This window comes from Shewanella sp. SM23 (assembly GCF_025654295.1).
Lineage (GTDB): Bacteria > Pseudomonadota > Gammaproteobacteria > Enterobacterales > Shewanellaceae > Shewanella > Shewanella oncorhynchi.
Genome location: NZ_JAKKRM010000005.1, coordinates 119,427 through 140,983, shown reverse-complemented (window position 1 = coordinate 140,983; position 21,557 = coordinate 119,427). Strand labels below are relative to the sequence as shown.

The following is a 21,557-nucleotide window of genomic DNA, read 5'->3' as shown; positions in this document are numbered from 1 at the left end:
TTGCTTTCTTATTCGCTATTGGGAGTGCTATTTGTCCAGTAAATTAACTACCATGAATCTGTATCTCGAACCCGCAGAAACACGCCGTTTGGCTTCACTGTGCGGTCCATTCGATGACAATATCAAGCAGATAGAACGTCGCGTTGGCGTTGAAATCGTCCGTAAGAACAATCATTTCCAGATCACCGGACTGCCACGCAATTGTTTAAGCGCCAACAACTTACTAAAAGAACTCTACATCGAGACCCAAACGGTTAAAGGCAGCACGCCCGATCTTGAGCCTGAGCAAGTCCATATCGCTATTCAAGCGGCCATTGCCCTAGAGCAAGCAGACGCTAACGACGACAGCGGTATTAATATCAAAACCCGCCGCGGTGTCATTAAGCCACGCAATCCGAATCAAAGCTTGTATGTGGCCAATATTACGCGTCACGATATTACCTTCGGTATTGGTCCTGCAGGAACGGGCAAAACCTACCTTGCCGTAGCAGCGGCAGTAGATGCGTTAGAGCGCCAAGAAGTGCGCCGCATTCTGCTGACTCGCCCTGCGGTGGAAGCGGGTGAAAAACTCGGTTTCTTACCCGGTGACTTAAGTCAAAAGGTAGACCCCTATTTGCGTCCGCTCTACGATGCCCTGTTCGAAATGCTTGGCTTTGAAAAAGTGGAACGCCTCATCGAGAAAAATGTGATTGAAGTGGCGCCGCTTGCCTATATGCGCGGTCGTACCCTGAACGATGCCTTTATTATTCTCGATGAAAGCCAAAACACCACAATCGAGCAGATGAAGATGTTCCTTACCCGTATCGGTTTCAATTCCCGTGCGGTGATCACCGGCGACATCACTCAAACCGACTTACCTAAACATCAAAAGTCAGGGCTACGTCACGCGATTGAAGTGTTAAGCCAAGTCGAAGAAATCAGCTTTAACTTTTTTGTCTCCCAAGATGTAGTGCGCCACCCAGTGGTTGCCCGTATCGTTGAAGCCTATGAAGCCTTCGAGTTAAAAGAGCAAACCTTAAAAGCCAAAAAAGAAAGCCAGTACCAAAAGCAACAGCAGGAAGCCGCAACACATGAGTCTTGAGTTAGCCTTAGATATTCAACATGCCAGCACCAGTGAGTGGCTACCAACGGACGAACAATTCGCCCTTTGGGTCACTACCGCAATTGGCAATAGCATGGATGAAGCTGAATTAACCATACGTATCGTCGATAGCCGCGAGAGCCAAATGCTCAACAATACCTATCGCGGTAAAGACAAACCGACCAATGTACTGTCATTTCCCTTTGAAGCACCGCCAGAAATTGAACTTCCTTTACTCGGAGATCTTGTCATTTGCGCGGCAGTCGTTGAAAATGAAGCCCGTGAACAACAAAAACCACTAGAAGCGCACTGGGCACACATGGTTGTACATGGTTGCTTGCATCTGCTAGGGTATGATCACATCGATGATGAAGAAGCCGAAGAGATGGAGTCATTAGAGACTCAACTCATTGAAAGCTTAGGTTTTACTGACCCATATAAGGAACAATAATTAGCTAAGATAATCCCTATCAAAAGCTAATGAGAAAACTATGAGTGACGATATCCCCCCTAGTACGAACGCCCACAAGAAAGGTTGGTTTGATAGAGTAAGTCAGCTATTTCAGGGCGAACCTCAAAATCGCGAAGATCTAGTCGATGTGATTGATGGTGCCGAGCAGCGCGATTTGATCACCCAAGACACCCGCGAGATGATAAAAGGTGTATTAGACGTTTCTGATATGCGTGTTCGGGATATCATGATCCCAAGAGCTCAAATTGTCGCCCTCCAGATAGACAACTCGGTCGAAGAGTTACTTGCGACTGTGATTGGTTCAGGTCACTCGCGCTTCCCCGTCGTTAACGAAGATAAAGACCATATCGAAGGCATATTGCTTGCCAAAGATTTGATCCCTTACGGTTTCTCCAACAGTGATGAGCCCTTCTCACTGGATCGCGTGATCCGTCCCGCCGTGGTTGTGCCCGAAAGCAAACGCGTCGATGTTCTGCTAAAAGAATTCCGCTCTCAACGCTACCATATGGCGATTGTGGTTGACGAGTACGGCGGTGTATCGGGTCTTGTGACTATCGAAGATATTCTTGAAGAAATTGTCGGCGAGATTGAAGACGAATTCGACCACGATAGCACTGAAGAAACCGAGATCCGCAAAGTCGGTAACACGGTTTATATGGTTAAAGCTTTGACGCCAATCGAAGATTTCAACGAAGAATTCAACACTGAATTCAGCGATGAAGAGTTTGATACCGTCGGTGGCTTAGTCTCACACGCCTTTGGCCACCTGCCAGAACGTAACGAGAGCATCATCATTGAAGGCATAGAATTTAAAGTCATCAATGCTGATACTAGGCGTTTAATCCAACTCAGAGTTAAACTCCCCGATCCTAATACTGGCGAAGACGTAGAATAATCACTCGTGCTAAAAAAAATCCGGGCTTTTGCCCAACAACAGTCCCAACCTAGTGCTTTGAGACTCGTACTGGCATTTGCCCTTGGCGCCAGTACGGCGCTTTCATTTGCGCCCTATTCCATTTGGATAATCTATCCGTTTGCCATGGCGATTGCCCTCTGGCACAGCCGAACGCTGAGCGCTAAGGCAAGCTTTTACTATTGGTTAAGCTTTGGATTTGGCTGTTTTGCCGTAGGGATCAGCTGGGTTCACGTGAGCATGGATACCTTTGGTGGTATGCCGCTCATTGCCTCCGTTGGGTTAATGGCCTTGTTAGCCTTGTATTTAGCCTTGTATCCCGCTCTAACTGGTTTAGCGCTGGTTTGGTTAACTAAAACGCTGAGCCATGATGGTAAAACTCGATTTGGTCTTTGGCGTAATCTCGCCCTATTCCCCGCGTTATGGACCTTGACCGAATGGGCTCGTGGCTGGGTAATGACAGGCTTCCCTTGGTTATGGGCGGGTTACTCGCAAACTCAAGGGCCGTTAAAACCCCTTGCCAGTATCATAGGCACACTGGGAATAAGTTTTGTATTGGCCATGCTCGCTGGTGCATTAGCGCTTTGTTTTACTAAGCGTTATAAGAGTTTACTGCTTTTAGTGACGCTCAGTATCCTGGCCGTTTGGGCTGCGCCTAAACTTTGGGAGATTCATCCTACGGGTGAAAATGTTAAAGTGGCACTGGTACAAGGCAATATTCCCCAAAGCATGAAGTGGGAACCCGATGCCCTGTGGCCGACGCTGTTAAAATACATGGATTTATCCCGCGAACATCTGGATGCCGATATCATTATTTGGCCAGAAGCAGCAATTCCAGCGCCAGAATCTATGGTGCAGGACTTTTTAGATAACGCCAATAAAGTCGCCAATCTAAACCATACCTCAATTATCACAGGCATTATTAGCCATCAAAACAATGAGTTCTATAATTCATTGATTGTGCTTGGTAATCATAATCAGAAACAACAAGCAGGCCCAGACTATGAGGGCGATGGTAGCAATCAATTTAAGAAACACCATCTGTTGCCAATTGGCGAGTTTGTCCCCTTTGAAGCGCTGCTGCGCCCGATAGCACCTTTCTTTAATTTGCCCATGTCGTCCTTTACACGAGGCGAATATAAACAGCCTAATCTCAGCGCACTAGGCCATAAAATCGCGCCAGCAATTTGTTATGAAATAGCCTTTCCCGAACAGTTGCGCGACAACGTTAATCAAGGGACAGATATACTATTAACTGTCTCTAACGATGCATGGTTTGGTAGCTCAAATGGGCCATTACAGCATATGGAGATCGCTCAAATGCGCGCGGTTGAATTGGGTCGGCCTCTATTACGTGCAACCAACAATGGCGTGACAGCCATAGTCGATGAGAATGGCAATATCACAGCGTCATTGCCACAATTTGAAATAGGTGTGCTAAGTGCAACCATTCCATTAGTCACAGGGCAAACTTGGTTTGCAAAATTAGGCCAAATGCCCCTACTGATACTCTGTGGTTTAATCGTTCTGCTTGGTCTTGCCCGACGTTTTAAAGCGCAATAGGATTTAGGCCATGCATTACCAAGTCAATAAACAAGATGTGGCAGGTTTTACCTTAATTGAACTTGTCGTTGTGATTATTGTGCTTGGGATCTTGGCTGTGATCGCCGCGCCTAGATTTGTCGGTTTAAGTAAAGAAGCACGGGTACAAACCTTAAACCAAGTACAGGCCAGCGTTAAAACAGCCAATATGCTAGCTTACTCAAAAACCCAAATGCCTAGCCTACTGAGCCAAGCGGTAGCTGGGCGCGATGATATTATTGATATCGACCTCAATGGTGATGGCACTCCAGATACACGCTTAAAATGGGGTTACCTCGATAATACTGATGTGGAAAAATGGATCACCTCAGATGATAAACTTATCATTCAATATGAAGGCATTGATATCACTTATATAGGTTACGATCTTAACAACAATTCCTTAGTGAATGATGACCAATGCTATTTCCGCTACACCCAAGCCAGCGATGCCAACACTGCGCCGCAATATGATATCAACACCCAAGGTTGTTAGGCTGACACTCAGTTAACCTGTGTTATCCCGCAATTGTCTGCGAATACATTAGGCTGATTGCGCGTTCCACGTTAAGGTGAACGATTAGACGTGGCCTTATACCAATCACAGTGACTGTGTCTGCATAGCCAATATGATTGGTACCATTACCTCGTTCCTTAACCAAGGTACACAGTCAAGGCAACTCTATGGCACAGCTTCGCGTGCGCTACCAAACCCACGAATTTGGGGATCTCGACATTCATGTCAGAACCCTAAGAAATAACCAAGAATTTGAAGACATCGATGGCGAAGCTGAAAAGCTCGGTATTTCCTCCGCAACTTGGCCATTATTTGGCATAGTTTGGCCATCTAGCCAAGTGCTATCCCATCATATGGCCGATTATCAAATTGATAATAAACGCATTCTTGAAGTTGGCTGCGGTATAGGGCTGGCAAGTCTAGTGCTAAACCACAGACATGCCGACATCACAGCAACCGACTATCACCCCGAGTCGGAAAATTTCCTTAAGCAAAATGTCGATTTAAATCATGGTCGTGCGATTCCGTTTGTTCGAACAGGATGGGCAGATGCACAAACTAATTTAGGTTTATTTGACCTCATTATTGGCAGCGATCTCTTGTACGAACAAGAACATGCCGATCTCTTATCACAATTTATTGAGCAGCATGCTAAACCAATTTGTGATGTAGTCTTAGTCGATCCAGGCCGTGGTAATCATGCAAAATTCAGTAAACGTATGGTGACTTTAGGTTACGAACACTCACAACATAAACCCATTCACACTGAATTCTTATTGGCGCCCTTTGGCGGTCAAATCCTCAACTACTCTCGTACCAACAGTTGATACAGCCTAATTAATGCAAATATGAGCAATTTAGGTCTAATAGAACTCAAAAAAAAACGACGCTGAGGCGTCGTTTTAGCTGCATAACATCACCACCTTGATTAAGGCGTTAGCGGCTCGCGGGTAAATTCTTCATGATCACACTCTGGACAATCTGGGATGGGACTTGGAAATTCAATACTCATTTCATTGCCACAGTTAGTGCACACCATGATGCCCTGATTCACAATATCACCACTCTTGTAGTAGCCTTGGTGCTTAAAATCTTGCGTTAACTCATGCCATTCGACTTGGCTGCGGTCGGTGATTTCACTGAGCCAATGCCAAAGCGTATTCTCTAAAGTAATCACGGTTGGGCTATGACTCAAACTATCCGCGTTCTGCTCACGGAGAAAACTCGTAATATCACGCTTTAAGAATTGTTCGACTAAAGCGAGTTCATCTTCCCCTGCCTGTTCTTTAAGACGTAAATACTCCTTACCTTGAGTGACAGAATTGAATAAATTCTTTACAGTCATAGTGTTATCTTCTGCAAATTGAGATTTCACTTCGGTAATTAAGGCTTGATACAGTCCTAGTAACGCGTTACTTCTATCATTCATAACCAATACTCCTTCATACGAACCTTTTTAATGCATCGCTTCTAGTTTATTCTATGCAGATCTTACTCGCGCTGATATGGCGTTAGATCCAATAATAGGCGGCACTGCCGGAAATAGAGTGATGCAAGAGCAATATAATCCCTCAGAAATTGAAGCCTTAGTGCAAAAGCACTGGCATGACAACAAAACCTTCGAAGTCACTGAAGACGCAAACAAAGAAAAGTTTTATTGCCTTTCGATGTTTCCGTACCCTTCTGGCAGACTCCACATGGGACACGTACGCAACTATACCATAGGTGACGTAGTTGCACGCTTTCAACGTCTTCAAGGCAAAAACGTGCTCCAGCCTATTGGTTGGGACTCATTTGGCCTACCCGCAGAAAATGCCGCAATTAACAACAAGACTGCGCCTGCACCATGGACCTATGAAAACATAGAATACATGAAGAACCAGCTGAAATTGCTGGGTTTTGGTTACGATTGGAGCCGTGAAATCGCCACTTGTACCCCTGAATATTATCGCTGGGAACAATGGTTCTTCACTAAGTTGTACGAGAAAGGCCTAGTCTACAAAAAGACAGCTTCAGTCAACTGGTGTCCAAACGATGAAACCGTACTGGCGAACGAGCAAGTTCAAGACGGTTGCTGCTGGCGCTGTGATACCCCTGTGGAACAAAAAGAAATTCCACAGTGGTTTATTAAGATCACTGCCTATGCAGAAGAATTATTAAACGATATCGATACCTTAGATGGCTGGCCTGAACAGGTTAAGACCATGCAGCGCAACTGGATTGGTCGCAGCGAAGGTGTAGAAATGACCTTCGGCGTCGCAGGTCACGATAAAAGCTTCGATATCTATACCACGCGTCCAGATACCTTAATGGGCGTGACCTATGTGGCGATTGCCGCAGGTCATCCATTAGCTGAAATCGCCGCGCAAACCAATCCTGAGCTTGCCGCCTTTATCGATGAGTGCAAAAACAGCACAACATCTGAAGCTGAACTCGCGACCATGGAAAAACGCGGAGTGGCCACAGGGCTTTTCGCCATTCATCCTATCACTGGTAAGCAAGTCCCGATTTGGGCTGCTAACTTTGTGTTGATGAACTATGGCACAGGTGCCGTAATGTCAGTTCCTGGGCACGACCAACGTGACTTTGAATTTGCAAAAAAATACGGTCTAGCAATTGAGGCTGTGATCAAGCCTGTTGATGGCGAAGTGGACATTAGCGAAGCCGCTTATACCGAAAAAGGCGTACTGTTTAACTCGGGTGAGTTCGACGGTTTAGACTTTGAAGCGGGCTTTAATGCCATCGCTAACAAGTTAGTCACCGAAGGTAAAGGCAAGCGCCAAGTCAACTATCGTCTGCGCGATTGGGGTGTTTCACGTCAGCGTTACTGGGGCGCACCTATTCCTATGGTGACCTTAGCCGACGGCACTGTGATCCCAACGCCAGCAGATCAACTGCCAGTATTACTGCCAGAAGATGTCGTGATGGACGGTATTCAAAGCCCAATCAAGGCCGATAAAGAATGGGCGAAAACCCAAGTCAACGGTCAAGATGCGCTGCGCGAAACCGATACCTTCGATACCTTTATGGAATCCTCTTGGTATTACGCCCGTTACTGCAGCCCGCATGCGGACGAAATGTTAGATCCTGCTAAAGCCAACTACTGGCTACCTGTGGATCAATACATTGGCGGTATCGAACACGCCTGTATGCATTTGTTATATTTCCGCTTCTTCCATAAGTTGCTGCGTGATGCAGGTCTGGTTAACTCTAACGAACCAGCCAAACAACTGCTGACCCAAGGTATGGTGTTGGCCGATGCTTTCTACTATATCAACGAAAAAGGCGCCCGTGTTTGGGTTTCGCCTTTAGATGTAGCGACTACAGAAAAAGACGACAAGGGCCGTATTACTAAGGCTATCGACAAAGACGGCAACGAGCTGGTTTATACCGGCATGTGCAAGATGTCTAAGTCGAAAAACAATGGTATCGATCCTCAAGTCATGGTCGAAAAATACGGCGCAGATACGGTTCGCCTATTTATGATGTTCGCCTCACCACCAGAATTAACTCTGGAATGGCAAGAGTCTGGCGTTGAAGGCGCACACCGCTTCATTAGACGTCTGTGGAAGCTTGCAAACGAGCATGTGAACCAAGATAACAGCGAAGCCTTAGATGTCAGCAAGTTAACTGCCGATCAAAAAGCGCTGCGCCGTGAAGTCCACAAGACGATCGCGAAAGTGACCGACGATATCGGCCGCCGTCAGATGTTCAACACTGCGGTTGCCGCCGTGATGGAACTGATGAACCATCTGCAAAAGGCGCCACAAACGACAGGCCAAGACAACGCCATTATCGGCGAAGCCTTATCCGCCATCGTGCGTTTGCTGTACCCTATCATTCCTCATGTGAGCTTTAACCTGTGGAACGAGTTAGGTAATGCAAGCAACATCGAAGACAGCCAATGGCCAATCGTTGATGAAGCTGCGCTAGTTGAAGACAGCAAGCTCATCGTTGTGCAAGTCAACGGTAAAGTTCGCGCAAAAATCACAGTAGCCGCCGACGCTGATAAAGAATCAGTAGAAGCCTTAGGCATGAGTGATGAACACGTGATCAAATACCTAGACGGCCTAACAGTACGTAAAGTGATCTATGTGCCGGGCAAACTGCTCAGCATAGTGGCCAATTAACGGCTGCTAATAACTCGCTATACTCAAAGCCAATGAAGTTGCAGCATAGCTGCAACTTCAAGTCAGCAGGGTATACCACGAATAGGAAACCGCGAAATCTATGCTAATTAAACGCATATGCTTCGCAATCATGGCACTAGTCATTATGACCAGCGCTGGTTGCGGTTTTAAGCTTCAACGCAGTTATCAGATCCCTGATGCCCTCAATCATTTAAGTTTGAGCAGCGTGGATGAATACAGTGAACTCACTCGTCTGGTGCGTGAACGCCTGCGCTTGAACAATATCCAAGTTGTCGACGCCGCCGATGACGTTCCAGTATTAAGGCTAATCACCGACTCCCTTGAGCGATCGACATTATCTTTGTACCCAACAGGTAACGTCGCCGAGTATGAGCTGATTTATTTAGTCGAATTTGCTGTGGCATTGCCGGGCAAAGAAGCACAGCCTTTCAAGGTTGAAATTCGCCGCGACTACTTAGACGATCCACGTACCGCATTGGCAAAGAGCCGTGAAATGGAATTGCTGACGAAGGAAATGCGCATCCAAGCTGCCGATCGTATTCTGCAAGCAATGGCCAGTACTGAGGTGAATTAATGTGGGGCTATCATTAAATGAGAGTCTATCCAGACCAACTCTCCCGCCACCTTAACCAGTTATTTCCTTGTTATCTGATTTTTGGGGATGATCCTTGGTTGATTGAAACCACCAAAGATCAGATCCGCCAATTCGCCAAGCGTCAGGGATTCGATGAAAAAGTCCAACTCATTCAAGAGACGGGCTTTAATTGGAACGATCTGACTCAGGAATGGCAGGCCATGAGTCTGTTTTCCAGTAAACGCTTGATTGAGCTAACCCTTCCCCAAGCTAAGCCCGGTGCCGAAGGCTCTAGCACACTGCAAGCCCTATTGCAGACGCCCAATCCCGATATGCTGTTGATTATCGAAGGGCCAAAGCTCGCCACAGAGCAAACCAACAGTAAATGGTTTAAGACCTTAGATGCCCATGGCATGTATCTGCCCTGCGCCACGCCAGAGGGCGAGCAGTTTATGCGCTGGCTCGATGGCCGCATCAAGCACTTTAAGCTCAATCTGCAGCATGATGCCCGTGCTATGCTGCATTCTTTGTATGAAGGGAATTTACTGGCTGCCGATCAAGCCATGCAGTTGCTGCAACTCCTGAGCCCAACAAAACCCGTCAGTGCTGACGAACTGGGCCACTATTTTGAAGATCAGTCGCGCTTCACCGTATTCCAACTCACGGATGCATTATTGAATAATAAACAGGATAGCGCGCAGCACATGCTAGCCCAGCTCAATGGCGAAGGCACTGCCTTACCTATCCTGCTGTGGGCCTTGTTTAAAGAACTCGGTTTGTTATTCAATTTGAAATGCGAGCAAGCCCAAGGCGTTGCGCTCAGTGCACTCTGGGGTAAACATCGAATTTGGGATAAACGTAAGCCACTGTATCAAGCGGCACTGCAACGACTCAGCCTTGAACAACTCGAACATATGCTCGCCCTCGCCTCGAAACTTGAGCTCAACTTAAAGCAACAGGGGAAAGAGGATTGGACTGGTCTGAGCCACCTGTGTCTGTTATTTGATCCTAGAGCCCATCGGCACCTAGCACATATAGCCATAGACTAATCATTGATTAACCAAAGAGTTGATATGCGTATTGGTATTTTAGGCGGCACCTTTGACCCGATACACTATGGTCATATCCGTCCCGCGATTGAAGTGAAACAAGCATTAGCCTTGGATAAAATCCTGCTGATGCCGAACCATATTCCGCCCCATAAACAGCAGCCGAACTTAACCACAACACAGCGCCTCAAAATGGTAGCCGATGTCTGTCAGCAACTCGACGGATTTGCACTGTGCGACATCGAAGCTAAACGCGACACTCCTTCGTACACAGTTGTCACGCTTGAGCAACTGAAAAGCTTACATCCTGAAGATGAGCTGTTTTTTATCATGGGGATGGACTCTTTCATTCAATTAAAAAGCTGGCATGAGTGGCAACGCCTATTCGACTTTGCCCATCTCGTTGTCTGTCAGCGCCCGGGTTGGCAGCTCGATGCAAAGCATCCTATGCAGCAGATATTGACGGCCCGCAGTCAAGTGCCCCAAGGGACAGTGGAAGGTCGTACTAGCAGTCTCCATAAAAACTGTGGGCAGATTTTCCCTGTGGCGATTACACCACAGGATATTTCCTCGACGCTCATTCGTGAACAACTGGCAAAAGGCGAAATGCCCGCCGATTTACTCATGCCAGTCACGCTAGATTACATAAAAAATCAACGACTTTACTTACCTTAGCTCGAACCGTAAGCAGATATCGCCAACTCAACTGCCAATGACAATGTATTCCCAGCAGCAACACTGGTATACTACCGCGCTATTTAAAATTAATGAGGTACGCCAGCGTGCAGAGCGCGGAATTAAAACAGTTTGTTGTCGACAAGATCGACGACTTGAAAGCCAGAGACGTTGTTGTTCTGGATGTCAGCAAGCAATCTAACATCACTGACTACATGGTCATATGTTCAGGTACATCAAAGACTCACGTTAAAGCTATCGCCGAAAACCTTGTGGTTGAAGCGAAAAAAGCCGGTATTCCACCTTTAGGTGTTGAAGGCCGCGAAAGCAGCGAATGGGTTCTTGTGGACATGGGCGATGTGATCCTGCACGTTATGCAAGATCAAACCCGTGATTTCTACCAGCTTGAAAAGCTCTGGTCAGAAAAGCAAGACTGATGAAGTTACAGCTCATCGCAGTAGGAACACGGATGCCCGATTGGGTTACCCGTGGTTTCGAAGAATACCAGCGCCGTTTTCCCCGTGATATGGCGCTGGAGCTTATCGAAATACCCGCTGGAAAGCGGGGGAAAAATGCCGACATTGTCCGGATACTTCAAAAAGAAGGCGAACAAATGTTGGCGGCCATTCCCAAAGGCAATCATATTGTTAGCTTAGATCTCCCCGGCAAAAACTGGACGACCCCCGAGCTAGCAACCGCGCTGACTAAATGGCAACTCGATGGTCGCGACGTCAGTTTACTGATTGGTGGACCTGAAGGATTAGCGCCAGCTTGCAAAGAAGCGGCAAACCAAAGTTGGTGTCTTTCGGCATTAACCTTACCTCACCCACTCGTACGGGTGGTGGTTGCCGAAAGTTTGTACCGCGCGTGGAGCGTGAACACGAATCACCCCTACCATAGAGAATAGCGGGATCTTGATGTTAACGAGTGTCAACCACCCGTCATGGGATCAGCCGGAGATAGCATAAGTGTCGCCAAAAAAGCGGATAACAATGCATGATCACGCCGCCGAGGCGTCTCTTTTTAAGCGCAGGGCGCTTTTCACTTTTTTTTGCGTTTTCGCTCTATTTAGCGTATTAGTCACCAACCTTTATCATTTACAGGTTGAATCCTATAAAGATTATGCAACTCGCTCAAATGATAATCGCATCCGTGTTGTTCCAATTGCCCCTAGTCGTGGTCTCATTTACGATCGCAACGGTATACTTTTAGCTGAAAATTTACCCTTTTATTCCCTCGATCTCGTGCCCGAAAAAATCAGTAACATGTCAGAGACCTTAGATGAACTCGGCAAGTTAATTGAGATCAGCGATGACGAGCGCGAAACCTTTACTGACGCCCTGAAATTTCATCGCCGTTTCAAACCGCTAACACTCAAAAACCAGCTCACCGAAGAACAAGTGGCCATTTTCAGTGTTAACCAACACAGATTTCCGGGTATTTCGGTCGAAGCGGGTCTTAAACGTAACTATCCCTACGGCGCGCAAATCACCCATGTGCTGGGCTATGTAGGCAAAATTAACACCCGAGATCGCGCCCAACTTGAACGCAGCGATCTGTGGAAAAACTATGCGGCAACCAAAGACATTGGTAAGCAAGGCATTGAAAAATTTTATGAATCTTTGCTGCATGGCAAACCTGGACACTTAGAAGAAGAAGTGAACAACCGCGGCCGCGCCATTCGCACCTTAAAAATAGTGCCGCCAGAGCCGGGGCAAGATATTTACCTCACCTTAGATCTCAAACTGCAACAAAAAGCGGTGGAACTACTCACAGGTCTGCGTGGTTCTATTGTTGCCATAGATCCCCGTGACGGTGGAGTATTAGCTATGGTATCGAGCCCAAGCTATGATCCAAACCAGTTTGTACAAGGCATTAATAGTAAAGATTACAGTGCGTTACTCAATGATAAATCCCGCCCTTTGATCAACCGTGCGACTCAAGGTCAATATGCACCTGCGTCTACCATCAAACCTCACCTCGCACTGTTAGGCCTTGATGAGAAAGCCATTAGCGAGAGTACCCGAGTGTGGGATCCCGGTTTTTGGCAAATACCTGGTGTTGAACGTAAATACCGCGACTGGAAACGCTGGGGGCATGGCTGGGTCAACGTTTATAGCGCGATTGTAGAATCCTGCGATACCTTTTTCTATGAGTTAGCCTATAAGGTCGGTGTCGATCATATCGCCCGCTTTATGGAGCAATTTGGCTTTGGCCAAAATACAGGGATTGATATCTTTGAAGAATCGGCTGGCAACATGCCATCCAAGGAATGGAAACGCTTAAAGTACAATCAAGCTTGGTATATAGGCGACACCATTTCCGTCGGTATTGGCCAAGGTTATTGGACGGCAACGCCATTACAACTCGCTAATGCCGTTGGGATTATGGCCAACAAAGGCCGCCGTCTCCCGCCACATCTGCTGAGATCCATTAAAGACAATACTGCCAAAATTGACTCTCCGATTAATGAGTTACCGCCAATTGAACTTAAAAATCCCCGTAACTGGAACATCATCAACGAAGCTATGCGCCAAACCGCAAATAAGTCACGCTTTACCGATGCCACCTACACTGCCGCAATGAAAACCGGTACTGCACAGGTCATCGGCGTGGCGGAAAATACTAAATACGATGCCAGTAAAATTGCCGAACATTTCCGCGATAATGCCTTAGTTGTGGCCTATGCGCCCTTCGAGGATCCTAAAATAGTCCTCGCCGTCGTGATGGAAAACGCAGGCTGGGGCGGCGCAAATGCTGGCCCAGTCGCTCGAGCTATGCTCGATGAATATATGCTTAGAGATACTTGGAAACCCATACCATGAGTACCCATAGCCAATATCAAAACATCTGGCAACGCTTGCACATAGACTTACCATTATTGCTAGGACTATTAGCTGTGATGGGCTTTGGCCTGTTTGTCATCTATTCTGCCAGCGGTGCAGATTTAGAGATGATGGAACGACAACTATTCCGTATGGTGTTGTCGCTAGGCATCATGTTTACCATGGCACAAATCAATCCTGAAGCGCTTAAACGTTGGGCATTACCCATTTATCTTGCGGGGGTTGTCTTGCTGCTTGGGGTACACTTTTTCGGTGAAATCAATAAAGGCGCGCAGCGCTGGTTGAACTTAGGCTTTATGGAGTTCCAACCATCTGAGCTTATTAAACTCGCCTTCCCCATCACAATGGCTTGGTATATCAGTAAGTTCCCTCTTCCCCCCAAGAAACGTTACCTCGCTGGCGCAGGAGTGATTTTACTCGTACCAACCCTATTGATCGCTAAACAACCCGACTTAGGCACCTCAATTTTGGTGGCCGCATCGGGGATTTTTGTGCTGTTTTTATCGGGCATGAGCTGGATCATTGTTGGCAGCTTTATCGCGGCAGTACTCGCCTTCCTGCCTATCCTTTGGTATTTCTTGATGCACGATTACCAAAGAACGCGGGTATTAACCTTGCTCGATCCAGAGCAAGATCCCCTCGGCGCGGGTTATCACATTATCCAGTCGAAAATCGCCATCGGCTCAGGTGGACTTTGGGGCAAAGGTTGGCTCGAAGGCACTCAATCACAGCTTGAGTTTATTCCCGAGCGCCATACCGATTTTATCTTTGCGGTGATCGGTGAAGAATTTGGTTTAATTGGCAGTATCTTACTGTTAATTATGTACCTTTACATCATAGGCCGTGGGTTAGTCATCGCCTCTCGCGCACAAACCAGTTTCGCTCGTCTACTGGCTGGCAGTATCACGCTGACGTTTTTCGTTTATGTTTTTGTGAATATTGGCATGGTTTCAGGTATCCTGCCCGTGGTAGGTGTACCACTGCCCCTTGTCAGTTATGGTGGAACCTCCATGCTGACATTGATGACAGGGTTTGGCATTCTTATGAGCATTCATACCCATAGACGTTTCGTAGATAGATAATTTTAGGGACTTTTTTATGCCTACTCTCCGAGCTTATTTGGCTCCACTCGGTTTACTGTGCTTAAGTTCATGCTTAGTCGCATGCACCACGACAAATGAACCGACACCCGCGCAGGCACCCGCTTCAAGCACGCCAGTGGCTCCCGCAGTGGATAAAGTATTAGTACCCGCCACTCCCGCTGAACTCAAAGAAGAGTTTATCCAAGCTCAAGTAAAACAAGGTTTTACTCGGACAGAAGTGCTCGCTTTTCTCGACAAAGCAAAATACAACCAAGGGGTTATCGATGCGATGACCCGTCCATGGGAAGCAAAACCTTGGCATGTGTATTACCCGATTTTTTTAACAGAAAAACGTCTTGATGCTGGGCTCGCTTTTTGGAAAAAACACGAGAAAACCATTGCTAAAGCCGCGGCTAAGTACCAAGTCGACCCACAGATTATTGTCGCCATTATTGGGATTGAAACCTTCTACGGCCAGTTCACAGGTAATTACCCTGTAATTGATTCCCTCTATACCTTAGGTTTTCACTATCCGCCTCGCGCCACCTTTTTCCGCAAGGAATTTGGTGAGTTGATGAAATTAGTCAAAGAAGAACACTTAGATATCAATACCCTCAAAGGCTCCTATGCGGGTGCCATGGGTTATGGACAGTTTATTCCCTCAAGTTACCGCCATTACGCCGTCGATTTCGATAACAGTGGTAACCGCGATTTATTGCAAAGCCCAGAGGATGCGATTGGCAGTGTCGCCAATTATTTCCATGAACACGGTTGGCAAGCCAATGCACCCGTTGCTTTGCCGCTGGTCAATAGCAGCCAAACAGCGCCAAAAGCGAAAGTATGGGCAGGCGAAAAGCTCAATTATAAAGTCGCCAATATTCTAACGCCAACCTTGTCCTTGGCTGATGCGAGGGACTTGGATGTCTCGCAAAAAGCCTTACTTATTAAACTGGAACAAGCCGATCACGATGATTATTGGCTTGGCTTAAACAATTTTTATGTAATCACTCGCTATAATCGCAGTCCTTTGTATTCAATGGCCGTTTATCAATTTAGCCAACAATTAAAGGAACAGCATGCCGCTAAGAAATAATCTTTTACAGCTTGTAGCTTTGGTTGCGTGCTTCACACTTGTTGCGTGTTCTTCGAGCCCAAACCAAGCTAGCTCCAGCACAAACAAAAAAAATATGGACCCCAACAAGGGGCGCTATTCGCTAAAGAATGACAAGTTGCCACTCAATCCACCCAATGTGGACCATGTGCCAAATGCCACGCCTAAGTACGAGCCCTATAGTCGCCGCGGTAACAAGCCCTATACGGTTTACGGCGAGTCTTACACTGTGATGAACACAGGCCAAGGTTTTAGTGAAACGGGCCGTGCCTCATGGTACGGTGAAAAATTTCATGGCTATGAGACATCCAATGGCGAACCCTATGACATGTATTCCATGTCAGGTGCTCATAAAACGCTGCCACTGCCAAGTTATGCTCGGATCACTAACTTAGATAACAATAAGCAAGTGATCATTCGTATCAACGATCGCGGGCCATTCCACTCAGACCGTATTCTCGACGTCTCCTACGCCGCCGCCTATAAACTCGGCATGCTCGGCAAAGGAACCGCGCGGATCAAACTCGATGTGGTGTATGTCGGCAGTGTCGCGGCCACTAATTCGGCTATTGCCAGCGCGCAAGATACAGGTAATCATTACATTCAGTTAGTCGCATCGAAAGATAAAGCCAAACTCAATACCATGGCGAAAAATCTGGAGCGAAAATATCAGGTAAAGACCCGTGTACAAGCCGCAAACAATATGTTTAGACTACAGCTCGGCCCCATAGGCCAACCTGAATTAGCAGACAAAATGCTCAATAACGTCCAGCAAAATGGCTTTCCTGAGGGCTATATCGTCCATGAGTAATGACTGTTTGCTCGGACCAGAATTGATTTAAAAATAGAGATGAAGGAACCTTCACTAAAACCCACAGTCAGAAAGTGGTACACTGTTGGAGATCTTCTCGAATCCTTTCCATTTAATACAACCAAAAGACGTGCCAAGTTAATGATGAATTTTGTAAAAAGTCCCATTAAAACATTGCTGCTAATTTCCAGTGTGTCTCTCCCCGTTTATGCTGCGCAGCCTATTATTACACCTGATGCACCAGCAGTGGCCGCCAAGGCTTTCGTCTTGATGGATTATAATTCGGGCCAGATTATCGCTGAGAGTAACGCTTATGAAAGCCTTAACCCAGCCAGCCTAACTAAAATGATGACCAGCTATGTTATAGGTCAAGAAATCAAAGCGGGCAATGTCTCGGTCGATGATGATGTGACTATCAGTAAAAATGCCTGGTCTAAAAACTTCTCTGACTCCTCGAAGATGTTCATTGAAGTCGGTACTACCGTTAAAGTCGGGGATTTAAACCGCGGTATCATCATCCAATCGGGTAACGATGCGTGTGTGGCTATGGCAGAGCATATCGCTGGCACCGAAGGCGCCTTCGTTGACATGATGAACTCATGGACAAAACAGCTGGGTATGCGTGATAGCTACTTCGAAAACTCCCATGGATTAGACTCAGAAAACCACAAAACAACCGCCTATGATATGGCATTGTTAGGTGCAGCCTTAATCCGCGACGTTCCTGAAGAATACCGCATCTATAGCGAAAAATTTTATACCTTCAACGGTATCAAACAATATAACCGTAATGGTTTGTTGTGGGATAACAGCATGAGCGTAGACGGTATCAAGACAGGCCACACCTCTGGTGCAGGTTACAACTTAGTCGCATCTGCAACCAAAGACGGCATGCGTTTGATTTCTGTGGTTCTGGGTACTCAAAGTGAATCAGCCCGTAAAGCTGAAAGTAAAAAGTTACTGACCTATGGCTTCCGTTTCTTTGAAACTGTCACGCCTTACAAAGCGGGTGATAGCTTCACAACCCAACAAATATGGTACGGTGACAAGAGCACTGTTGATTTAGGCGTCGCAACTGATACACCTATTACAATCAGCCGTGGCCGCGGTAAAGACTTGAAAGCAAACTTCGAGTTGACTAAACCATTAGATGCACCGTTGAAAAAAGGTGAAACTGTAGGCCGTCTATTCTTCCAACTTGATGGTAAAGACATTGCCCAATTCCCACTGGTGACGTTGCAAGAAGTCAACGAAGGTAGCTGGTTTAGTAAATTAGTCGATTACTTTAAGCAGATGTTTTCTGGATGGTTTAGCTAAGCTAAGTCCCATAAATAAAGCCACCTTAGGGTGGCTTTATTTTTTTGGGGAGTGCATCGCCCTTGAATCGGGTATAATCGCCACCATATATATCCCAATATGGCCGCTAAGAGTACTGAGTATGTTAGACACTAAATTTGATGAACTGATGGATTTCCCTTGCGCATTTCCTTTTAAGGTCGTCGGTGAAGCCCACGAAACGCTAACTGACAAAGTCGTGGCTGTGGTACAAAAACATGCACCGGGTGATTATTCACCTTCGACAAAAACGTCGAGCAAAGGTAGCTACCACTCCATTACTATCCGCGTGACAGTGACCAGCAAAGACCATATCGAAATTTTGTACACTGAACTTGCCGCTATCGAAGGCGTACGCCGCGTACTATAAATATTCCTCAAGGCCATGAAATGTGATCTGTCTTACATTTATGGTCAAGAGGCGTATAATAGCGCCACTCAATTCTAAGGGGAGAGGTTGCCCTTGCAAGACACGACTTTGCACATTCGGCATCTTGGAAAACAAGATTACGAATCAGTGTGGCATGCTATGCAGCACTACACTGACACGCGTAATAATGAGAGCCCAGATGAGCTGTGGATAGTAGAACACCCACCCGTGTTTACCCAAGGCCAAGCTGGTAAAAGCGAGCATATTTTGAATGCTGGCGATATTCCTGTGATCCAAGTGGACCGTGGTGGCCAAGTCACTTACCACGGCCCTGGACAACTAGTGGTATATCCTCTTCTCGACATAAAACGTAGTAAAGTCGGCGTGCGTCAACTCGTTACTCATATAGAGCAAAGCATTGTCGATATGCTCGCCAAGTACGACATTAACGCTTATGCCAAGGCCGATGCGCCGGGCGTATATGTGGATGAACGTAAAATTGCCTCCCTCGGATTACGCATCCGTAAAGGCTGTTCATTCCATGGATTAGCCCTTAATGTCGATATGGATTTAGCACCATTTCGCCGCATCAACCCTTGCGGTTATGCCGGTCTTGAAATGGTACAATGCAAAGCACTTGGCGGACCACAAACCGTGATTGAAGCGGGCGAGCAACTTACTATTACTTTTAGCCAATTACTGGGCTATCAACACCTAGTTCATCATCAAGGATTAGCAGCGTCATGAATAGGCCTGAACGTTTACAACCCGGAGTAAAACTAAGAGATGCCGATAAAGTGTCTCGTATTCCGGTCAAAATCGTCCCATCAGAGCGCGACACTATGTTGCGTAAACCCGATTGGTTACGGGTTAAACTGCCGGCATCGAATCAACGCATTTTAGACATCAAGCAAGCGCTGCGTAAAAATGGCCTGCACTCGGTCTGTGAAGAAGCCTCTTGCCCTAACCTCGCGGAATGCTTCAACCACGGTACAGCAACCTTTATGATTTTGGGTGCGATTTGTACTCGTCGTTGCCCATTCTGCGACGTGGCCCATGGTCGTCCGCTTAAGCCTGATGCTGAAGAGCCAGTTAAATTGGCGCAAACTATCCGCGATATGAAGCTAAAATATGTGGTGATTACCTCTGTAGATCGTGACGATTTACGTGATGGTGGCGCCCAGCATTTTGCCGATTGTATCCGCGAAATTCGCAAACTAAATCCTGACATCAAGATCGAAACCTTAGTGCCTGATTTCCGTGGTCGTATCGATGCTGCCTTAGATATTTTATCGACTGAGCCGCCTGATGTGTTTAACCACAACTTAGAAACGGCGCCCATGCATTATCGTAAAGCGCGCCCAGGTGCGAATTACCAATGGTCGCTCGATCTGCTAAAACGCTTTAAAGAACGTCATCCAAATGTGCCCACTAAATCAGGCCTGATGATGGGACTGGGTGAAACCAACGAAGAGATCGCTCAAGTGCTGCGTGATCTGCGAGAACATAAGGTTGAAATGCTGACCTTAGGCCAATACCTACAGCCATCTAAGTTCCATTTGCCGGTTGAACGTTATGTGCCACCAGCCGAGTTTGATGAGCTTAAAGCCTTAGCCGATGAGTTAGGTTTTACCCATGCAGCCTGTGGCCCATTAGTGCGCTCAAGCTACCATGCGGACCTGCAAGCCCAAGGTAAAGAAGTGAAATAACCTTCTTGCTTAGATGCAGATAACCTTGATGCAAACTTCAGATGATGCTGAGTTTTAGTGATATAGAGTTCAGGGTTATTAAAATAGAAAAACAGCGCTTAGGCGCTGTTTTTTATTGCCTGTTTTTATGACAGTTGTTTATGACTGTTGTTTATGAAGAGTGATTCGTATAGCTGTCGTTTTACGACATGAATGCTCAGCTTATTCTTGGGTTATCGCTAAATCCATCAAGATAGCATCTTCTTTACCGCCCTCTATCGGGTAGTAACCTTTACGTCGTCCCGATTCAATAAAGCCAGCCTGTTGATATAAAGCACGGGCGGCAAGATTAGACTCTCGCACTTCTAACATAAGCACCACAGCGCCCGATACTTTGGCCGATGCCATCACAGCCTTGAGTAATAACTTACCGTAACCTTTGCCCTGCTGACTCGGTAATAGGCAAATATCCAATAAAGTCACTTCATCGATAATTTGCTGCACTATCGCAAACCCTAAGAGTCCTTCGATGTGATAAGTATCTGAATCCGAAGCGACGTCAATATTTGCCTCAGTATTTGCATCTACCTCTAAGTGAGCACTCAGCTTTAAACCTAGGACACGGTACAAGTGACCAAAACAATCGGCAAGATTCCCCTCGCTCATGGGATGGCTATGGGCCAAGGATTCAAGCTGCGCCATTTGGGGAACATCTTCAAGCGTGAGAGCCACAAGCTCAACAGGCAAACCTGCTGTCAATTGTGCTGCGAATGGTGTTGTGAATAGACTATCTACTGGTGGGATGTTCAACGCCGGTATTCCAAAGTATTGGTTATTAATGTATTTACGAGTAAAGCTTAAGACTTGCTTGGAGCTTGGCCGCTAACTTGGTCGCGCCATTGGTAAATCTGCTGCCAGAGCGCGCTTTTAGCCTGCCAACCCACCAATAAATCAGCCAACGGCTCAGACACTAACCATGCGGTACGTGGCCTGACTTTGTGACGCCGCAGATCCCAAACGATCTGTTTACCCGTATGGGGCTCACAGTCAAAATCACATTCGTCCCGTTTTATGTCGATAAGCGTTAGCACAGCGTCAATAAGCGGCTCTGCTTCTGGTAACTCACCATTTTCATCCCAAATCACTAAATAAGGTTTCACCTTAGTGTCGCGCACTCGCCAAGTTGTCACATTCATGGCGGTTAAATAGGCTGATTTATTCATTAGGGTCAGTTTTATTCAATTAAAGTATCGACTCACAATATGCCGCTAGGATAGCAGTTCTGCCATGGCATTGTTACT

23 protein-coding genes are annotated in these 21,557 nt (G+C 46.6%); 20 read left to right on the top strand and 3 right to left on the bottom strand.

Going from position 1 to position 21,557, the window contains the following annotated elements; genetic code table 11:
* The first annotated feature begins 31 nt into the window (after positions 1-31).
* The 6 genes from L5L98_RS08690 to L5L98_RS08665 all read left to right on the top strand — a co-directional run bounded on the left by L5L98_RS08690 (position 32) and on the right by L5L98_RS08665 (position 5,391).
* Entirely contained in the window at positions 32-1,081 is a 1,050-nt protein-coding gene (locus L5L98_RS08690; protein WP_028761469.1) for a PhoH family protein, read from the top strand.
* Positions 1,071-1,532 carry an rRNA maturation RNase YbeY gene (gene ybeY, locus L5L98_RS08685; RefSeq protein ID WP_105251690.1) on the top strand — a complete coding sequence of 154 codons (462 nt, stop codon included), beginning with the start codon at positions 1,071-1,073 and terminating at the stop codon, positions 1,530-1,532. The genes L5L98_RS08690 and ybeY overlap by 11 nt, the downstream gene beginning before the upstream one ends.
* A gap of 40 nt (positions 1,533-1,572) precedes the next feature.
* Positions 1,573-2,448: a CNNM family magnesium/cobalt transport protein CorC gene (corC, locus tag L5L98_RS08680; RefSeq protein WP_006082742.1), complete on the top strand. Its 876-nt coding sequence runs from the start codon at positions 1,573-1,575 to the stop codon at positions 2,446-2,448.
* Positions 2,449-2,454: 6 nt separating this feature from the next.
* A complete protein-coding gene (lnt, locus tag L5L98_RS08675) occupies positions 2,455-4,029 on the top strand; it encodes an apolipoprotein N-acyltransferase (protein WP_263140088.1) in 1,575 nt (524 codons plus the stop codon).
* A gap of 10 nt (positions 4,030-4,039) precedes the next feature.
* Positions 4,040-4,543, top strand: a complete 504-nt coding sequence (locus L5L98_RS08670; RefSeq protein WP_263140085.1) for a Tfp pilus assembly protein FimT/FimU — start codon at positions 4,040-4,042, stop codon at positions 4,541-4,543.
* A gap of 188 nt (positions 4,544-4,731) precedes the next feature.
* On the top strand, positions 4,732-5,391 hold the full coding sequence (locus tag L5L98_RS08665) for a class I SAM-dependent methyltransferase (RefSeq protein ID WP_173243240.1): 660 nt from the start codon (positions 4,732-4,734) through the stop codon (positions 5,389-5,391).
* 101 nt (positions 5,392-5,492) lie between these two features.
* On the opposite strand, the gene L5L98_RS08660 is transcribed toward L5L98_RS08665, so the two are convergent.
* Positions 5,493-5,993, bottom strand: a complete 501-nt coding sequence (locus L5L98_RS08660; protein ID WP_028761474.1) for a zinc ribbon-containing protein — start codon at positions 5,991-5,993, stop codon at positions 5,493-5,495.
* Between the two features lie 121 nt (positions 5,994-6,114).
* On the opposite strand from L5L98_RS08660, the gene leuS reads away from it, so the two are divergent.
* From leuS to lipA, 14 genes are all read left to right on the top strand, one after another.
* On the top strand, positions 6,115-8,694 hold the full coding sequence (gene leuS / locus L5L98_RS08655; RefSeq protein ID WP_263140080.1) for a leucine--tRNA ligase: 2,580 nt from the start codon (positions 6,115-6,117) through the stop codon (positions 8,692-8,694).
* Between the two features lie 100 nt (positions 8,695-8,794).
* Positions 8,795-9,289, top strand: coding sequence for an LPS assembly lipoprotein LptE (gene lptE / locus L5L98_RS08650; RefSeq protein ID WP_028761476.1), 495 nt, complete (start codon positions 8,795-8,797; stop codon positions 9,287-9,289).
* A 17-nt stretch (positions 9,290-9,306) separates the two neighbouring features.
* Positions 9,307-10,338, top strand: a complete 1,032-nt coding sequence (holA, locus tag L5L98_RS08645; protein ID WP_212599337.1) for a DNA polymerase III subunit delta — start codon at positions 9,307-9,309, stop codon at positions 10,336-10,338.
* Positions 10,339-10,362: 24 nt separating this feature from the next.
* Positions 10,363-11,013, top strand: a complete 651-nt coding sequence (nadD, locus tag L5L98_RS08640; RefSeq protein ID WP_263140075.1) for a nicotinate-nucleotide adenylyltransferase — start codon at positions 10,363-10,365, stop codon at positions 11,011-11,013.
* Positions 11,014-11,120: 107 nt separating this feature from the next.
* Positions 11,121-11,450, top strand: coding sequence for a ribosome silencing factor (gene rsfS / locus L5L98_RS08635; RefSeq protein WP_006082751.1), 330 nt, complete (start codon positions 11,121-11,123; stop codon positions 11,448-11,450).
* Positions 11,450-11,920, top strand: coding sequence for a 23S rRNA (pseudouridine(1915)-N(3))-methyltransferase RlmH (gene rlmH / locus L5L98_RS08630; RefSeq protein ID WP_006082752.1), 471 nt, complete (start codon positions 11,450-11,452; stop codon positions 11,918-11,920). Before rsfS ends, rlmH begins: the two co-directional genes overlap by 1 nt.
* A 61-nt stretch (positions 11,921-11,981) precedes the next feature.
* Positions 11,982-13,838, top strand: coding sequence for a penicillin-binding protein 2 (mrdA, locus tag L5L98_RS08625; RefSeq protein ID WP_168822786.1), 1,857 nt, complete (start codon positions 11,982-11,984; stop codon positions 13,836-13,838).
* Positions 13,835-14,941, top strand: coding sequence for a rod shape-determining protein RodA (rodA, locus tag L5L98_RS08620; protein ID WP_028761480.1), 1,107 nt, complete (start codon positions 13,835-13,837; stop codon positions 14,939-14,941). Before mrdA ends, rodA begins: the two co-directional genes overlap by 4 nt.
* A 16-nt stretch (positions 14,942-14,957) precedes the next feature.
* Positions 14,958-16,034 carry a lytic murein transglycosylase B gene (gene mltB / locus L5L98_RS08615; RefSeq protein WP_263140070.1) on the top strand — a complete coding sequence of 359 codons (1,077 nt, stop codon included), beginning with the start codon at positions 14,958-14,960 and terminating at the stop codon, positions 16,032-16,034.
* Positions 16,018-16,863 carry a septal ring lytic transglycosylase RlpA family protein gene (locus L5L98_RS08610; RefSeq protein ID WP_263140069.1) on the top strand — a complete coding sequence of 282 codons (846 nt, stop codon included), beginning with the start codon at positions 16,018-16,020 and terminating at the stop codon, positions 16,861-16,863. The genes mltB and L5L98_RS08610 overlap by 17 nt, the downstream gene beginning before the upstream one ends.
* Positions 16,864-17,004: 141 nt before the next feature.
* The gene (locus L5L98_RS08605) at positions 17,005-18,180 is read left to right on the top strand and encodes a serine hydrolase (RefSeq protein WP_028761483.1); all 1,176 of its coding nucleotides are present in this window, start codon (positions 17,005-17,007) and stop codon (positions 18,178-18,180) included.
* Positions 18,181-18,301: 121 nt separating this feature from the next.
* Positions 18,302-18,568, top strand: coding sequence for a DUF493 family protein YbeD (gene ybeD, locus L5L98_RS08600; protein ID WP_006082758.1), 267 nt, complete (start codon positions 18,302-18,304; stop codon positions 18,566-18,568).
* A gap of 93 nt (positions 18,569-18,661) precedes the next feature.
* A complete protein-coding gene (lipB, locus tag L5L98_RS08595; protein WP_263140066.1) occupies positions 18,662-19,315 on the top strand; it encodes a lipoyl(octanoyl) transferase LipB in 654 nt (217 codons plus the stop codon).
* The gene (lipA, locus tag L5L98_RS08590; RefSeq protein WP_028761485.1) at positions 19,312-20,277 is read left to right on the top strand and encodes a lipoyl synthase; all 966 of its coding nucleotides are present in this window, start codon (positions 19,312-19,314) and stop codon (positions 20,275-20,277) included. Before lipB ends, lipA begins: the two co-directional genes overlap by 4 nt.
* A 201-nt stretch (positions 20,278-20,478) precedes the next feature.
* Here the strand turns inward: lipA and rimI are convergent, their stop codons facing one another.
* Together rimI and L5L98_RS08580 are read right to left on the bottom strand one after the other, a co-directional pair.
* Positions 20,479-21,066, bottom strand: a complete 588-nt coding sequence (rimI, locus tag L5L98_RS08585) for a ribosomal protein S18-alanine N-acetyltransferase (RefSeq protein WP_411569208.1) — start codon at positions 21,064-21,066, stop codon at positions 20,479-20,481.
* A 47-nt stretch (positions 21,067-21,113) separates the two neighbouring features.
* The gene (locus tag L5L98_RS08580) at positions 21,114-21,479 is read right to left on the bottom strand and encodes a hypothetical protein (protein ID WP_028761487.1); all 366 of its coding nucleotides are present in this window, start codon (positions 21,477-21,479) and stop codon (positions 21,114-21,116) included.
* Positions 21,480-21,557: the final 78 nt, after the last annotated feature.

Coding starts and splice junctions, on each gene's coding strand:
- L5L98_RS08665 (WP_173243240.1), top strand. CDS start 4,732: ATGGCACAGCTTCGCGTGCGCTACCAAACCCACGAATTTGGGGATCTC.
- L5L98_RS08605 (WP_028761483.1), top strand. CDS start 17,005: ATGATGAATTTTGTAAAAAGTCCCATTAAAACATTGCTGCTAATTTCC.
- L5L98_RS08580 (WP_028761487.1), bottom strand. CDS start 21,479: ATGAATAAATCAGCCTATTTAACCGCCATGAATGTGACAACTTGGCGA.
- rodA (WP_028761480.1), top strand. CDS start 13,835: ATGAGTACCCATAGCCAATATCAAAACATCTGGCAACGCTTGCACATA.
- L5L98_RS08660 (WP_028761474.1), bottom strand. CDS start 5,993: ATGAATGATAGAAGTAACGCGTTACTAGGACTGTATCAAGCCTTAATT.
- rlmH (WP_006082752.1), top strand. CDS start 11,450: ATGAAGTTACAGCTCATCGCAGTAGGAACACGGATGCCCGATTGGGTT.
- nadD (WP_263140075.1), top strand. CDS start 10,363: ATGCGTATTGGTATTTTAGGCGGCACCTTTGACCCGATACACTATGGT.
- ybeD (WP_006082758.1), top strand. CDS start 18,302: ATGTTAGACACTAAATTTGATGAACTGATGGATTTCCCTTGCGCATTT.
- holA (WP_212599337.1), top strand. CDS start 9,307: ATGAGAGTCTATCCAGACCAACTCTCCCGCCACCTTAACCAGTTATTT.
- leuS (WP_263140080.1), top strand. CDS start 6,115: ATGCAAGAGCAATATAATCCCTCAGAAATTGAAGCCTTAGTGCAAAAG.
- L5L98_RS08610 (WP_263140069.1), top strand. CDS start 16,018: ATGCCGCTAAGAAATAATCTTTTACAGCTTGTAGCTTTGGTTGCGTGC.
- lptE (WP_028761476.1), top strand. CDS start 8,795: ATGCTAATTAAACGCATATGCTTCGCAATCATGGCACTAGTCATTATG.
- lipA (WP_028761485.1), top strand. CDS start 19,312: ATGAATAGGCCTGAACGTTTACAACCCGGAGTAAAACTAAGAGATGCC.
- L5L98_RS08670 (WP_263140085.1), top strand. CDS start 4,040: ATGCATTACCAAGTCAATAAACAAGATGTGGCAGGTTTTACCTTAATT.
- ybeY (WP_105251690.1), top strand. CDS start 1,071: ATGAGTCTTGAGTTAGCCTTAGATATTCAACATGCCAGCACCAGTGAG.
- corC (WP_006082742.1), top strand. CDS start 1,573: ATGAGTGACGATATCCCCCCTAGTACGAACGCCCACAAGAAAGGTTGG.
- mltB (WP_263140070.1), top strand. CDS start 14,958: ATGCCTACTCTCCGAGCTTATTTGGCTCCACTCGGTTTACTGTGCTTA.